Raw genomic sequence first — 13,912 nt, forward strand, 5'->3', positions numbered from 1 at the left:
AGACCCTGCAAACATAATATAATAAGCCACAACTGAAACCAATGATGAGAAAATTTAAATTCCTTCCTTTACTCTTTATCAGCCTTACGATGAACAGTCTTGCTCAAAAAACAATTTCAATTACTACCTTAAGGAATGTCCTGGTGTTAGAGACAGATCAGGACAAAAACGTATTGTCAACTTATTTTGGTAAAAAACTGGAAAGTCCTGCTGAATATCCAAACATTCAACCTTTAGATAAATACAAACCAGGTTCCGACGACCTGACGAACAAACGGGAGGCCTACATTGCATCAGGATCAATAAATCTTTTAGAACCTGGTTTAAGCGTAACGCATAGCGATGGCAATAAATCAACGGTACTTACTTTCAGTGCAGTTGAGGAGCAACAATTAGACGAAAACAGAAAACTTACGATTGTGCATTTAATCGATGTAAAGTATAAATTCAATGTCGATTTACATTACCTGGCCTATTTTAAAGAGGATGTAATTGAACAATGGGCAGAAATCAAACATCAGGAAAAAGGTAATGTTGTATTGAACAAATACGCTTCGGCCAACCTTACCTTAACTGGCCGGAAGTTCTTTTTGAAGAGCCATTATAGTGGCGCGGTACGGGAAATGCGATCAGAAGAACAACAATTGCTGCATGGCATTAAAACTATTGATTCAAAACTTGGTACCAGAACCAATCTATTACACTCTTCATCCTTTATGGTTTCTATCGATCAGCCTGCTACAGAGGAACAGGGCGAAGTCATTGCCGGTTCTTTAGCCTGGGCAGGAAACTTCAGGATTGATTTTGAAACTTTCGACGAATACTACCTGAGAATCACTGCAGGGATCAATAACTTTTCATCAAACTATACTTTAAAAGCGGGAGAAAATTTTGTAACCCCTCGTTTTGTGTATACTTATTCCTCTTCCGGCAAAGGCCTTGCCAGCAGGAACCTACAAAACTGGGCCCGCAATTATCAGTTACTTGATGGAAAAGGCAACCGGTCAACCATTCTAAACAATTGGGAGACGACCTATTTCGATTTTAACGACGAAAAGCTGAATCAACTGACCAAAGACACTAAAAAATTAGGAGTTGATGTTTTTCTGTTAGACGATGGATGGTTTGGCAACAAGTACCCAAGAAATGGATCTTCAGCCGGTCTTGGAGATTGGCAGTACAACAGACAGAAACTGAAAAACGGCATCAGTTCTTTAGGTAAAGAAGCCACTGCAAATCAGGTTAAATTTGGCATTTGGCTGGAACCGGAAATGGTAAATCCAAAAAGCGAATTGTACGAAAATCATCCGGATTGGATCATCAGACAACCGGACAGGAAAGAATTCTACATGCGGAACCAGCTGGTATTGGATCTGACCAACCCAAAAGTTCAGGATTTTATATTTAAAACGGTGGATGATATCTTTAAAGAAGTGCCTGAACTGGCCTTTATCAAATGGGATTGTAATTCATTAATCTATAACGCACACTCCCCTACTTTAAAAAATCAGGACCATTTCTATATCGAATATACTAGGGGACTAACCAATGTATTGGAAAGAATTCGTAAAAAATATCCGAAAACCCCGATGATGTTATGCGCAGGTGGAGGCTCCAGAGTCGATTATGCCTCCTTAAAGTATTTCACTGAATTTTGGCCAAGCGACAATACCAATGCTTACGACCGTATTTTCATCCAATGGGAATATTCCTATTACTTCCCTTCTATCGCGGTAGACAACCACATTACCGATATGGGAAAACAACCGGTCAAATTTAAAACTGATGTCGCCATGATGGGTAAATTAGGCTATGATGTTCGGGTGAATGAGCTGAGTGAGACTGATTTACTTTTTAGCCAAAATGCAGTTCAAACATACAATAGCTTTAAAGACATCGTTTGGCATGGACAACAGTACCGTTTACAGGATCCTTATGAAAACAAAATTGCCTCAATTGCCTATGTAAATGACACGAAAGATCAGGCTATTGTTTTCAATTATCATGTAGCTACGCTGTTCACAAATGGCGTGATATTACCCATTAAACTAAAAGGACTGGATGCGGCTAAAAATTATCAAATAGAAGAAATCAACCTATATCCAGGTACAAAGTCACCGATTGATAGTAGAAAGGTTTATTCCGGAGATTTCTTAATGAAAGTCGGTTTTAACCCGGAAGCCAATGCAAATAGAACGAGTGTCGTTCTGAGGATCAGGTCATTTTCAGCGGGGAAGCCAAATTGATGGCAGAAAATCTCACAGAAATTAGTTAGCTTTCTACCTAATTAAGAATTGAAATGCATCGTATTGCTATCTTATTTTTGTTCATTTTATTTTTCAAACCTGTTTTGGCACAAAATAACATTGAAGTGAAGAATTATCTCAATCAGGCGCTGGATATCATGAAGGCCCAATCGATCAACAAACATAAACTCGACTGGGAAAAGATCTATAATTTTGCCCATGAGCAGGCAAAAGGCATGGACTCCATAAAGCAAACCTATACGGTAATTGATTCCACTTTGAAAATGTTAGCAGATCAGCATTCTCATTTTTATCCTCCTGAAATGGTGGAAGGCATTTTTAAAGGCTACCTGGCAAATGGCGAACAACTCCCCATTGTGAAAACTGCCATTATGGAAAAGTCCTATGCCTACCTTACCGTTCCTCATTTCTATTTCGCCAATGAAGGGGAATGGGAACAATTTATTACGGATGCTTACCACAAGATCAGGGAGCTGGACAAACTTGTCCTGAAGGGTTGGATCATAGATTTACGGGACAATGATGGAGGAATGTTACAGCCAATGATTGGTATGGTGGCTCCTTTTATACACGACGAAGACGCTTTTGGGATCAAAAAACCAGAAGGTATCATCAGCTATTATCGTTACAGAAACAATGCCGCTTACTATGGGGATTCTTTAGTTTACCAGTACAAAACACCTTTAATCCAGTTAAAAAACTTTGATAAGCCCCTTGTGGTCCTCATCAATAAGCGTACGGGGAGTTCCGGAGAATTTATCGCAATGGCCTTTAAGGATAGGAAAAACACACAACTCATAGGTCAGAAAACAACAGGACTGACCTCATCCAATTCGGAATTTAAACTGAGTGATGGTGCCTACCTGGTCTTAACCAACGGCACGCTGACAGACCGTAAGGGAGAGCCCTACGATGAGGTAGGAAAGGGAATAAGCCCGGATCATGTGCTGGAAAAAGAAATCGTGGATCAGGAGGAATGCATTCATCAAGCCATCAGAGTCTTAAAACAAATGTCTCAATAGTAGGTCAACACTACTTTTCCTGACCTGCGTTTATCGGTAAACGCTTTATCAATAAAACTGCCCAGCTCTCTTTCAGAAAAGACGGCATCAATCGCGATATTGATTTTGCCTTCTTTATAGTCTGCAATCGCCTCCACAAGATCTTTTGTAGTGCCCAGACAATTTCCAATCAAACGGATGTTCTTCATGATGAGGTGTGCCAGCAGATAACCCAATGCTGGCTTGTTCACAATTGAACTCTCCTCCAGATCTTTGAATTCTGGTTTTTGTTTATATAGTCCGCAGGTCAGATACCTGGCATCAGCATTTAGATAATCGATTAATTTTTCAAAAAAGACATCGCTAAACGGATCAAATACGACATCAAACCCGGAGCAGTACTTAGTTTTATGCAGGTCCAGCTGAGCGGTCAGATCATTTGTATTTTGATAGAGGATTACCTCCTGCTCTTTACCTAATCTCTCCTGTGTAACCGAATTACTGGTGAGTACAGTAACCCGATGTCCTTTCGCCTTTAGCGCTTCAATCAGAAATAAAGAAGTATTTGAACTGCCTGATGTCACCAGAATCCGGTCCCCTTTTCTGATCTTCGCTTTTCGGATCATGGAATAGGAAGTCTGCAGGCCAATAGACATGCAAGCCGCAACCTCATCGGCAATTGAATCGTCGATTTTCAACAGCTTTTCTGCAGCAAAAAAATCATAAGCTGCAGAAGCCCTGTTCGATGGAATCCCGCGCATAGAAATTCCTCTTTTAGGTTTCATCTCATAATCGCAATTCGGAATAACGCGATCTCCCACTGTCAGGTTTTTTACTTTTCTACCAACAGCAACCACTTCCCCGACAAAGTCAGAACCAAAACAATTATACCCCTCAGGATTATTGCTCAGGCCGTTGTTCAAGGTAAAAAGAATAGAAAGATCTCTGAAATTGATCGAAATGGCTCGTTTTTTTACTAAAACCTGGTAAGCAGCATCAGCATCCGAAGGAAACTCCGGGCATTCAGTTGCCAGAAGACCAAAATGAAAAGGAATGCCATGAATCGCAGCAGAATGCTGAAAACCGGCTTTTTCTCCCGTCCGCAGGGCAGACAATAATACAAGTGACCTCATCATTTACATTAAGAATATTTTCTTCCAGGAAAGCTGTTCTACAGATAGCAAATGGCTTTGAGCCACCAACCTTGCCCCAACAAGTCCTTCAAAATTAAGGGAAGAAGCACCGAGATCGAGGTCATAATTATTCATCATGGATTGAAATAATGAATATTGATTTTTATACAAGGTCTTATACTTCTGATTTCCGCTGATTGCTGCCAGCTTCCCAATCAGCATGATTTTACCCGAAAAACCATGTCTCATTCCGGGATTCTCAGGAATCATTTCATGTGTAAAACGATTGGCCATGATCTCCTCTGTCAGCAGATCTGCCGTATTTCTGATTTGCGCATCATCGAACAAATTCGATAGTGTATAGATAAACAATAAGATGCCAAGATCTCCGTAACTCCAGGACTGATTGGCGCTGAATTCAGGTTTCCCGCTTTGTTTATCCACCTTAATCGGAAAAATGGCGTCCCCCTTGGTTGTTCTTTGCTGCAACTGGTATCCCAGAATATGATGCAACATCTCGCTTACCGGCCCTTGTTGATCTACCCTTGCATCGGCAGCAGCTTTAGCCAATACCAATCCGGTCCCGCTTAATCCGTGTGCAATTCCCAGATTAATATGCGAAAAAAAACGGTTTGGTTCAGGCAGCAACAAACCGGATGTGCTGTTCTTTCTGCCATAATGGATCATCGCCTCAATTAGCTTGTTGATATATACAGTATTCCGTTCATTTGCCTTTTCGTCAAGAAAATAAGACAAGGGGCCGGATGCTCCGAACAAAAAATCAGTATGTCCTTTTTCGAGCTGCAACATTGCGCCTTTAAACATGATCTCCTCAATACCGGTCAACTCTTCCTTCACCGATTCATCCAAAAACCCCTGCTCGCAAAAGTAACTGATCACCGCAGCAAAACCGGTTAGCCCGGTTCCCATGGCTATTCCATCGAGTGAAGATGTACCGGCAGATAAACGCTGAAAAGTCTTTTCAATCTGTTGAAAGGCCCTTTCCGGGTACTGCTCATCGTCCCTGATCTCCGCGAGAGCAGCATGGTATAAGCTATACCCCATACCACCACCCAGCAAAGAATCATCTTCAACTTCTGACTCAGCAATCCGATTGGAAAGAAGTGCATCGTCAAATGATTTTATCATCTCATATTCCATGATTTCCGTTTTAATAAGATAAAAAAACTCCTCAGGAATGGCTACCTGAGGAGAAACACTTGTGGTCTGAGACCCCAAATCTTAAAATATTTTATCCGCAAGAATAATGTACACTTCCGTCTTCAAATGCTTCTTCTTTCGGTTTAGAAGGTTCGATTGTTACTTTTGTGCAGCAGGTAAAAGTAATTCCACCCTGGATGTTTTCTAAATTAGCGTCGTCTAATTTTGAGATTGCTTTTTTATTCAAAGACAGTTTGCTGTCGTTTAATGATTTCTTTTTCATAATGCTAAGTTTTATAGGTTATAAATTATTTACATGAATAGTGTACACTTACATCACCAATTGCTTCTTCTAAAGATGGTTTTTTGATGATTACCTCTGTGCAGCAGGTGAAAGTAACACCACCTTGAATGTTTTCCAGGTTTGCATCATCCAGTTTAGAGATGGCTTTTTTGTTCAGGCTAAGTTTGCTGTCGGTTAATGATTTCTTTTTCATAATGTTTAATTTTAGATTTTGGTTAGGTTTTTAATTTTGTTAGGAACCGCAAGAGTAATGTACGCTGCCAACCTCTGCGAGTTTTTCTTTCTCTTTAGGCTCAATGGTTACTTTTGTGCAGCAGGTGAAAGTTGCACCACCCTGAAGGTTTTCCATATTTGCATCATCCAGTTTAGAGATTGCTTTTTTGTTCAGGCTAAGTTTGCTGTCGGTTAGTGATTTCTTTTTCATCTTGTTTAAGTTTTAGTTTTGGTTATTTTTTGAGTTTGGTTATGCTTTTCCGCAAGAGTAGTGTACGCTCAGGTCGCCACCTGCTTCTGCCTCTTCCAGGCCTTGTTTAATAATGATTTCTGTACAGCAGGTGAAGCTGATTCCACCTTGAATGTTTTCCAGATTTACATCATCCAGTTTAGAGATCGCTTTTTTGTTTAAGCTAAGTTTGTTGTCGGTTAATGATTTCTTTTTCATGATTAAATAGTTTATGAGTTGTTTATTAATTATTTGATTATCGATTTAACATTGGTAAAATTAGATCCTTTAAGGCCCCTGTGGAATAGTGATAAATGATCATTTTTTAGCAGGAAAATAGTTGATGCTGAACCATATATATATAATAGGTTATTATTTATATTGCCTTAGCAAAAAACCTAACCATTCGTTCATCCTATTAACTAAATTCCATGTCACATTTTAAAAACAACTATGCTTTTAACAGGAACTTTGTCGCCAGACTACCGGTACTTCCCTATAAAACCTCTTACCCCCAGGAGGAAGTAAAATCATTGTTTGAAGAACTGGAGATATTCAGGGAAGCTGTATTTCTCGCCTCCCCTGTCCTTTACCGCGAAGCAGAAAAATGGGTAAAGGGAGAGGTTCCCAATAAACAGGAATCAGATAAAATCGCAACCTCCCTTACCAAATACCTGATCCGCATGAGTACCAGATGTACGCCTTTTGGCTTATTTGCCAGTTGCTCGCATGCGGAATGGGGATCGGCAAACGATGTTGAAGTATCTGGAAACCTGCTCCGCCATACCCGACTGGATATGCTTTACCTGTGTGAACTGTCCCGTACACTGGAAAAATTACCCGGCATCAAGTCCTATTTAAAATACTATCCCAATACTTCTATTTACCCTTTGGGTGACGAATTAAGGTATATAGAATATCAGGTCGTCAACGGAAAACGAATGCATCAGATCAGCTCCGTCCAGAAAACCAATGAAGCCGGTGCTATGCTCGAACAAAGTAAAAAAGGAGCTACTGTTGCGGAACTCTCTGCCATTATAGAAGAAATGGGATATAGTCCTGTGGAGGCTACGGAGTTTATCAATAATTGTATTGATGCCCAGTTGCTGATCAGCGAGATTGAACCTGAAGTAACCGGCGATGATGTATTTTCCCAGATCATTACCGTGATGCAGAGAATCAGCAATGAAGGCGCTGAACTGAGCAAAGAGTTAAACCTGCTGCTCCCGCTTAAAGCAGCCATTCAGGAACTCGATCAAAAAGGAAAAAATGATCCTGCAGCTTACCAGCAGGTCATTGAAATGGCCAGATCCTTAAATGTCGCTATCAATGAGAAATACCTGTTCCAGACCGATACCTTCAGGCCGGATGGTAAAACCATTTTAAGTGAGCACCTGCAGGAGGATATTTTGGAAGCAATGGATGTTTTATGCGCACTGAACCCAATCCGCTCCAATGAAAACCTCCAATCATTTGCCAAAAATTTTTATACGCGGTATGAAGAAAGGGAAGTTCCGATTCTGGAGGCCCTGGATACCGAATCCGGTGTAGGCTATCAGGTCAAACAGAAAAATGGCTTCTCCCCTCTTCTTGACGGGCTGGTATTGAATAAAAGATACGCGGATTATTTTGGTATTGACGTTCATAAACAGGAATTATTCCTGCTTTCCAAACTGGAAGAAGCGATGACCCTTGGCCATAAAACGATCCGGCTTTCTACCGAAGAACTCAAATCCTCCGGAAACCTGGCCAGTTACGACGATCTTCCCCTGAGCATGTCCGGAATCCTTTCCTACCTTGGAGACGAGATGATCCACATTGAATCTTTTGCAGGAAGCAGTGCCATCAATGTACTGGGCCGCTTTGGACATGCAGATCAAAACATCAAATCTACCATCCAAAATCTGGTAGATCAGGAATTAGCCCTGGAAACCCAGGCCATTCTTGCAGAAATCGTTCACCTCCCGGAAAGCCGTGTCGGCAATATTTTATTACATCCAAAATATAGAAAATACGAAATTCCATATCTCGCAAAGGCTTCTGTGGATGCCGATCATATCATCGGATTAGACGACATTATGATCTCTGTAAACAGAAACAAAATTGTGCTTCGTTCTAAAAAACTAAATAAAGAAATCCTGCCAAGATTAAGCAATGCCCACAACTACGCACATAACGCACAACCAGTTTATCAGTTTCTATGCGATATGCAACACCAACATGGCAGAAGAGGGCTCAATTTTCAATGGTTTGACCTGGCAAAAAAACATAAATTTCTTCCCCGTGTTACTGTAGGAAATGTCGTCATCTCATTCGCTACCTGGACTTTGGATAAAAAAGAGATCAATGCCTTTCTGGCCGCAGCAAAGGATATGAATGCCATCAAAACCCAACTGCAGAAATTGGATTTACCGGAACTCATTACTGTAGCAGATGGCGACAATACTTTACTGGTAGATTTTAAGGAATCAAACTCCGTCAACCTGTTTATTGACATGATCAAAAACAGAGATACAGTCATCTTAAAAGAACATATATTTTCTGCTCACAATTATCCTTTCCTGGATAAGCAGGGCAATAAATACCTGAACCAACTGATTCTTCCGATCAGCAGGAAACAGGCAACCGCCACCGGTAATACGCTATTGAAAACAGCAAAGCCTGAAGGAACGGTTCAAAGGACATTTACGGTTGGTTCCGAGTGGCTGTATTTCAAACTGTATTGTGGTACACAGATCAGCGAAAGAATTATAGCAGAAAAGCTCCAACCCATGGTACAGGAACTCAAGGAAAAGGAACTGATCAATGGCTGGTTCTTTTTAAGATTTGCAGATCCTGACCAGCACCTCAGAATCCGATTCAGGTTAAAGAACCCGGAGTGTACAGGAGAAGTGATCCTCATCGTCAAAAAACACCTGGATTATTTCATTCAGGAAAAACTGGTTTGGAAAACCATCATTGATACCTACGAAAGAGAGATCGAACGTTATGGAGAAAAAAACATCTCCCTGATGGAAGACATTTTCTATTACGACAGTGAAAGCGTGGTGCAGGTTCTTGAAAATATTGAAGGCCTGGAGGGAGAAACCATCAGATGGCTCTGGGGAATGCGTTCTATCGATGCCCTTCTGGACGACTTCGGCCTCAGTGCTGATGAAAAACTAACCTTTTTAGAACCGATAAAAATGGGTTTTGCGCAGGAATTTAATGCAGACAAAAACACCAATCTTCAGATCAATAAAAAATACAGGGATTTCCGTACGGAGATTTATAAAAGTATGGATAGGGAAAAGGATGCTGAAAATGAATATGCGCCATTATTTGAGTTCATTGAGGAAAGATCCGGCAACATCAGATCTCTGATCATTCCGCAACTGGATCACCTGATGAAAGATCCGGAATCAAAGACACCACTGATGAATATCTTATCCAGCATGACGCATATGCACATGATCCGGTTGTTCCCCTTTCAGCAAAGGGTTCATGAAATGATCATTTATGAATTTCTTTATACCTATTACAAAACGCAAAAAGCGATGAAAAATGGAAAATCAGGGTTGAATAAGGAGTTTAGCCGCAAGGATAAAGTTGCAGAACAATCCTGATCCAAATCAAATTCCTCCAGGTGTATCGTTTTGCAATTAACAGATTGCAAGACGATACACCATAAGAAACACAAAAGCCCGGTCAGGTCAACTGCCGGGCTTTTCGCTTGATTAGGGTAGAGATAGGGATTAAAATATAGTGTTTAGAGAGAGGGACATTTTCTTTTCGATGAGCCTGCCTTGTAATTGTTGCGTTGGGTCGGAAAAACTCAGTTGATCCAGGTCGGAAATCTCATAATATAAAACAGCATGTCCCTGATCACCGGCAGGATAAACGATCTCCTGCAGGATTCCATCAATGGTCATGGTCTTCTGTCCGGCTTTAATTTCTATCCGGATCTTTTGCCCCTCCTTATACTGACTGGCCTGCACATTATCCAGTTTAAATTCTCCGAGAATGGTCTTTTTATGCGTAGATTCCACGACTGCAATGACTTGTCCGGGCCTGATAATGGCATTCGGCTGGTAGTTGTGGTAGGTCTTTAGCCTGCCATATCCCGGCGACCTCAATATGGAAGTCAGTTGTGGGTTTTCCAGGTCATACAACCGGGCAATGGTATCCCCCGACTTCAACAGGCTGCCTTGTTTGCGCAGGATCTCCCTGATCCCGGATACTTTGTCGACACTGACTTTAAGTGCGCCGGGATAAATCTGCATTTTGGTATAAACAACCGGCTTTCGTACCAGTTGACTGACCACCAGAATAATGATCCCTCCTCCGATAAACATAGATAGAATAACGTATAAATTCCATCTTTTTAACCAACGGGGTAAACTACTCAGGATATAATCCACTTCTTCAGAAAACTCGTTTTCTGTCGCATTTTGACTGATTTGATTTGCGGGCATAATTAGGCAGATTTATAGTGTAAATTTTCCAATGGTGCCGGTTCCATGCTCAATTGACTTTTCACCAGCTCATAATAATATCCTCTTTTTTCAATCAGCTCCAGGTGCGTACCGATTTCCTGAACCCGGCCGTCATCCAGAACAACAATCTGATCTGCAGCTTTAACCGTACTTAAACGGTGTGCGATCACGACAACGGTTTTATGCTGGAAGAAGTTATCCAGGTTTTGTACAATTTCTTTTTCGTTCTTACTGTCCAGCGCACTCGTTGCCTCATCAAAGAAAAGTACCTGAGGTTCTTTATAAATAGCTCTTGCAATTAGGAGCCGTTGCTTTTGGCCGCTGCTCAACCCGATTCCCTCCTGTCCGATTTTAGTTTGGAGCCCTAAGGCCAGGGTATTTACCAGGCCCTCAACATTCGCAACCTTCAGCGCATGCTGAAGCCGGTCGTAATCCACAAGCTCAACACCCACAGCAATGTTCTTTTCTATGGTATCAGAGAAAATGAAACCTTCCTGAAGCACCGATCCACATACGTCTCTCCAGAATTCATCGGAAACAGTAGTCAACCGCTTATTGTTGACCAGTATTTCACCAGCTGTAGGTTTATAAAAGTTTAGCAGAATTTTCATCAGTGTGGTCTTTCCGCTTCCACTGGCTCCTACAATAGCAGTTACCTTATTCCTTGGAATGGTAAATGAAACATTCTTAAGAATGATGTTCTCCTGTGGACCGGAATAGGAGAAAGTCAGGTTATTCAATTCAATTTCGACCCCATCCTCTACATCGAAGACTTCTGAGTTTGATTTATTACATTCTTCTTCTTTACCATGAATCTCAGCTATGCGCTCCAGACTAAGTTTTGCATCCTGAAAAGACTGGACGAAGGAAACCAATTGCGTAATCGGCGAGTTCAACTGTCCAATAATATAACTGATAGACAACAACATACCTATTGTCAATTCTCCTTTAATGACCAACTGTGCAGCAATTACCGTAATGACGATGTTCTTGAGCTCATTGATAAATAATGAGCCGATATTTTGAACCTGATCCAGAGCAAGGCTCTGGATATTGGTCCGGAAAAGCTTGGTCTGAAATCTTTCCCATTGCCATCTCTTTTCTTTTTCTGCATTATTTAGCTTGATCTCCTGCATGCCATTGATCAGCTCTATAGTTTTGCTCTGATTGGCACTCATCTGGTTAAAACGTTTGTAGTCCAGATCGCCCCTTCGTTTGATAAAGAAATAGATCCAGATAAAATTCAATACACTCCCGAATAAAAAGATCAGAAAGATCGAGGTATTGTACCTTGCCAGAACAATCCCAAAAAGAAATAAGTTGAAGCAGGAAATCAGGGTACTGATGGAATTAGAAGTAATGGTTTGCTCGATTCTTTTATGGTCATTGATCCGCTGTAATAAGTCGCCGGTCATCTTGACATCAAAAAACGACAAAGGTAATTTCATCAGCTTGATGAAAAAGTTAGACAACATAGAGATATTTAACCGCGCACTGATGTGGACCAGGATCCAGCCCCTGACAATCTCAATGCTGATCTTTCCCAGAAATAGAAACAATTGCGCCGCCAGAATCAAATAGATCAGGTCTACGTTCTTCTCTTTGATCCCTTTATCTACAATAGATTGCGTTAAATAAGGGAAAGCCAGCTGCAAAGCACCTCCAAGCAATAGACCAAACAACAGATGCAGGCCATAACTTTTATATTTTTTCATAAAAGGAAGCAGGAAACCGATGCCGTTATACAAACCGTTTTCTTCCTCTTCCTGTGCATAAAATGCCGGAGTTGGCTCCAGCATCAGGATCACGCCTACTTCTGCTCCGCCAGACCAGCCTTTCATAAATTCGTCAATGCTATAGACCAACAATCCCTTCGCAGGATCAGAAGTATACACTTTAGTCTTCGTGATCTTATACAAAACGGTAAAATGGTTCTGATTCCAATGGACGATACAAGGCAGGTCAATTTCATTTTGAAGCATCTCAATATCCACTTTCGCACCAAAACTATTAAAGCCTAACTTTTCAGCAGCCCTTAATAATCCAAGCATGCTGCTACCCACCCGGGTCGTCTTGCTCAGGTTTCTCAGCGTTTGGAGGTTGAAAAATTTGCCATAATATTTACTGATGATCCGCAAACACGTTGGCCCACAATCCATATGGTCCAGCTGCGTAAAATGAGGGAATTTTTTAAAGCTCGAGTTTATCATAATCTGTAGGCGCTGAAATAGGTTTAGAAATTAATTTACTTAACAGGTGCAGGGTATCCATCCGGCTGAGGTTATTGGTTTGTAGGTCTTTAAAAATGAACTCTTCTATCCCCGTTTGCTCCATCATCTGCGACAAGCGATCGTTAAAATAAGCTGGATTTCCGACGATAAAATTGCTGTTGGGATCATATTCTGTCTGATACAGCTCATAGAACTTCTTTTTTGCTTTACGGTCGTCCTTGTCGCAAATTCCGGCAAAAGCGATGTTGAGCGGAGGCGGTACCTGATGGATTTCTGCAAATTGCGACCGGTGTTCCCATACTTTCTCCGCCTGATGTCCGGGCTGCTCGGCAGTATGGAAAATAGATCTGGAAAAGCCTGTACCCAGCTCCGCTGCCAGTCCCAGCTGCTGATAAGATGCACCGAGCAGCCACATTTCAGGAAGATCTCCCAGGTACGGAGCTATCGCAGCAGGCCCTTCATCTGTTAAAAAGGCATGGGTTTTCCTGACATGCTCCTGAAAATTATGGTAAATATCCGGCGCCAGGCTTTCTGTATTCAGCATATTTCTGCAAGCTTCAGGACTTGGCTTTCCGTTTGCAAAACCCAGATCTATCCTTCCGGGAAACATCGTCCCCAGCAGTTTAAAGCTGGAAGCAACACGATAAGGTGTATGTATTGCAGACAAGATACCGGCGATGCCGATTTTGATCGTTTCCGTATAACAAGCCAGGGTAGGCAACAGCATTTCCGGATTATTCCAGCCCATACTTAATGGATGGTGTTCGGTAAGCCAAAAACGACTAAAACCATTCACATCTGCACATTGTGCATATTCCAAAACAGCTTCAAGCACTTCAGCACCAGAACGCTGCTCTATATTTCCAAATTCAAGAATACCTATTTTCATGCGCTTCTT

The 13,912-nt window shown here is 41.4% G+C and carries 12 protein-coding genes; 3 read left to right on the forward strand and 9 right to left on the reverse strand.

Annotation, left to right across the window (positions count from 1 at the left end; translation table 11 throughout):
- Positions 1-41 precede the first annotated feature (41 nt).
- On the forward strand, positions 42-2,246 hold the full coding sequence (locus tag DBR43_RS17310; protein WP_199757077.1) for an alpha-galactosidase: 2,205 nt from the start codon (positions 42-44) through the stop codon (positions 2,244-2,246).
- 125 nt (positions 2,247-2,371) lie between these two features.
- Positions 2,372-3,289 (forward strand): S41 family peptidase, encoded by a 918-nt coding sequence (locus tag DBR43_RS17315; protein ID WP_158622530.1) that lies wholly within the window; start codon positions 2,372-2,374, stop codon positions 3,287-3,289.
- Here the strand turns inward: DBR43_RS17315 and DBR43_RS17320 are convergent.
- Genes DBR43_RS17320 through DBR43_RS17345 form a run of 6 tightly spaced genes read right to left on the reverse strand, consistent with a single transcriptional unit; the run spans position 3,283 to position 6,527 of the window.
- Positions 3,283-4,404 carry a zinc-binding alcohol dehydrogenase family protein gene (locus tag DBR43_RS17320; RefSeq protein WP_124583024.1) on the reverse strand — a complete coding sequence of 374 codons (1,122 nt, stop codon included), beginning with the start codon at positions 4,402-4,404 and terminating at the stop codon, positions 3,283-3,285. The two genes, DBR43_RS17315 and DBR43_RS17320, sit on opposite strands and share 7 nt — an antisense overlap.
- Positions 4,405-5,640, reverse strand: a complete 1,236-nt coding sequence (locus tag DBR43_RS17325) for a lanthionine synthetase LanC family protein (protein WP_124583026.1) — start codon at positions 5,638-5,640, stop codon at positions 4,405-4,407. It abuts the gene before it with no gap.
- Between the two features lie 13 nt (positions 5,641-5,653).
- On the reverse strand, positions 5,654-5,845 hold the full coding sequence (locus DBR43_RS17330; RefSeq protein WP_074604111.1) for a class I lanthipeptide: 192 nt from the start codon (positions 5,843-5,845) through the stop codon (positions 5,654-5,656).
- A 25-nt stretch (positions 5,846-5,870) separates the two neighbouring features.
- Positions 5,871-6,059, reverse strand: a complete 189-nt coding sequence (locus DBR43_RS17335) for a class I lanthipeptide (RefSeq protein ID WP_074604109.1) — start codon at positions 6,057-6,059, stop codon at positions 5,871-5,873.
- A gap of 39 nt (positions 6,060-6,098) precedes the next feature.
- Complete coding sequence (locus tag DBR43_RS17340) at positions 6,099-6,290, reverse strand: class I lanthipeptide (protein WP_124583028.1); 192 nt, start codon at positions 6,288-6,290, stop codon at positions 6,099-6,101.
- A 39-nt stretch (positions 6,291-6,329) separates the two neighbouring features.
- Complete coding sequence (locus DBR43_RS17345) at positions 6,330-6,527, reverse strand: class I lanthipeptide (protein WP_124583030.1); 198 nt, start codon at positions 6,525-6,527, stop codon at positions 6,330-6,332.
- A gap of 212 nt (positions 6,528-6,739) precedes the next feature.
- Here DBR43_RS17345 and DBR43_RS17350 point away from each other — a divergent pair, with 212 nt between their 5' ends.
- Positions 6,740-9,913: a lantibiotic dehydratase gene (locus DBR43_RS17350; RefSeq protein ID WP_124583032.1), complete on the forward strand. Its 3,174-nt coding sequence runs from the start codon at positions 6,740-6,742 to the stop codon at positions 9,911-9,913.
- A gap of 129 nt (positions 9,914-10,042) precedes the next feature.
- On the opposite strand, the gene DBR43_RS17355 is transcribed toward DBR43_RS17350, so the two are convergent.
- The 3 genes from DBR43_RS17355 to DBR43_RS17365 are packed head-to-tail and all read right to left on the reverse strand — an operon-like array spanning position 10,043 to position 13,903.
- Positions 10,043-10,762 carry an HlyD family efflux transporter periplasmic adaptor subunit gene (locus DBR43_RS17355; protein WP_124583034.1) on the reverse strand — a complete coding sequence of 240 codons (720 nt, stop codon included), beginning with the start codon at positions 10,760-10,762 and terminating at the stop codon, positions 10,043-10,045.
- A gap of 2 nt (positions 10,763-10,764) precedes the next feature.
- Complete coding sequence (locus DBR43_RS17360) at positions 10,765-12,993, reverse strand: peptidase domain-containing ABC transporter (RefSeq protein WP_124583036.1); 2,229 nt, start codon at positions 12,991-12,993, stop codon at positions 10,765-10,767.
- Positions 12,974-13,903, reverse strand: coding sequence for an LLM class flavin-dependent oxidoreductase (locus DBR43_RS17365; protein WP_124583038.1), 930 nt, complete (start codon positions 13,901-13,903; stop codon positions 12,974-12,976). The genes DBR43_RS17360 and DBR43_RS17365 overlap by 20 nt, the downstream gene beginning before the upstream one ends.
- Between the last annotated feature and the right edge of the window lie 9 nt (positions 13,904-13,912).

Origin of the sequence: Pedobacter sp. KBW06 (assembly GCF_003852525.1) — a bacterium.
In the GTDB taxonomy this organism is placed as follows: Bacteria; Bacteroidota; Bacteroidia; order Sphingobacteriales; family Sphingobacteriaceae; genus Pedobacter.

What these genes read in the sequence shown, in the direction of transcription:
- DBR43_RS17335 (WP_074604109.1), bottom strand. Translation starts at nt 6,059, where the DNA reads ATGAAAAAGAAATCATTAACCGACAGCAAACTTAGCCTGAACAAAAAA.
- DBR43_RS17350 (WP_124583032.1), top strand. Translation starts at nt 6,740, where the DNA reads ATGTCACATTTTAAAAACAACTATGCTTTTAACAGGAACTTTGTCGCC.
- DBR43_RS17355 (WP_124583034.1), bottom strand. Translation starts at nt 10,762, where the DNA reads ATGCCCGCAAATCAAATCAGTCAAAATGCGACAGAAAACGAGTTTTCT.
- DBR43_RS17320 (WP_124583024.1), bottom strand. Translation starts at nt 4,404, where the DNA reads ATGATGAGGTCACTTGTATTATTGTCTGCCCTGCGGACGGGAGAAAAA.
- DBR43_RS17340 (WP_124583028.1), bottom strand. Translation starts at nt 6,290, where the DNA reads ATGAAAAAGAAATCACTAACCGACAGCAAACTTAGCCTGAACAAAAAA.
- DBR43_RS17365 (WP_124583038.1), bottom strand. Translation starts at nt 13,903, where the DNA reads ATGAAAATAGGTATTCTTGAATTTGGAAATATAGAGCAGCGTTCTGGT.
- DBR43_RS17310 (WP_199757077.1), top strand. Translation starts at nt 42, where the DNA reads ATGATGAGAAAATTTAAATTCCTTCCTTTACTCTTTATCAGCCTTACG.
- DBR43_RS17330 (WP_074604111.1), bottom strand. Translation starts at nt 5,845, where the DNA reads ATGAAAAAGAAATCATTAAACGACAGCAAACTGTCTTTGAATAAAAAA.
- DBR43_RS17345 (WP_124583030.1), bottom strand. Translation starts at nt 6,527, where the DNA reads ATGAAAAAGAAATCATTAACCGACAACAAACTTAGCTTAAACAAAAAA.
- DBR43_RS17360 (WP_124583036.1), bottom strand. Translation starts at nt 12,993, where the DNA reads ATGATAAACTCGAGCTTTAAAAAATTCCCTCATTTTACGCAGCTGGAC.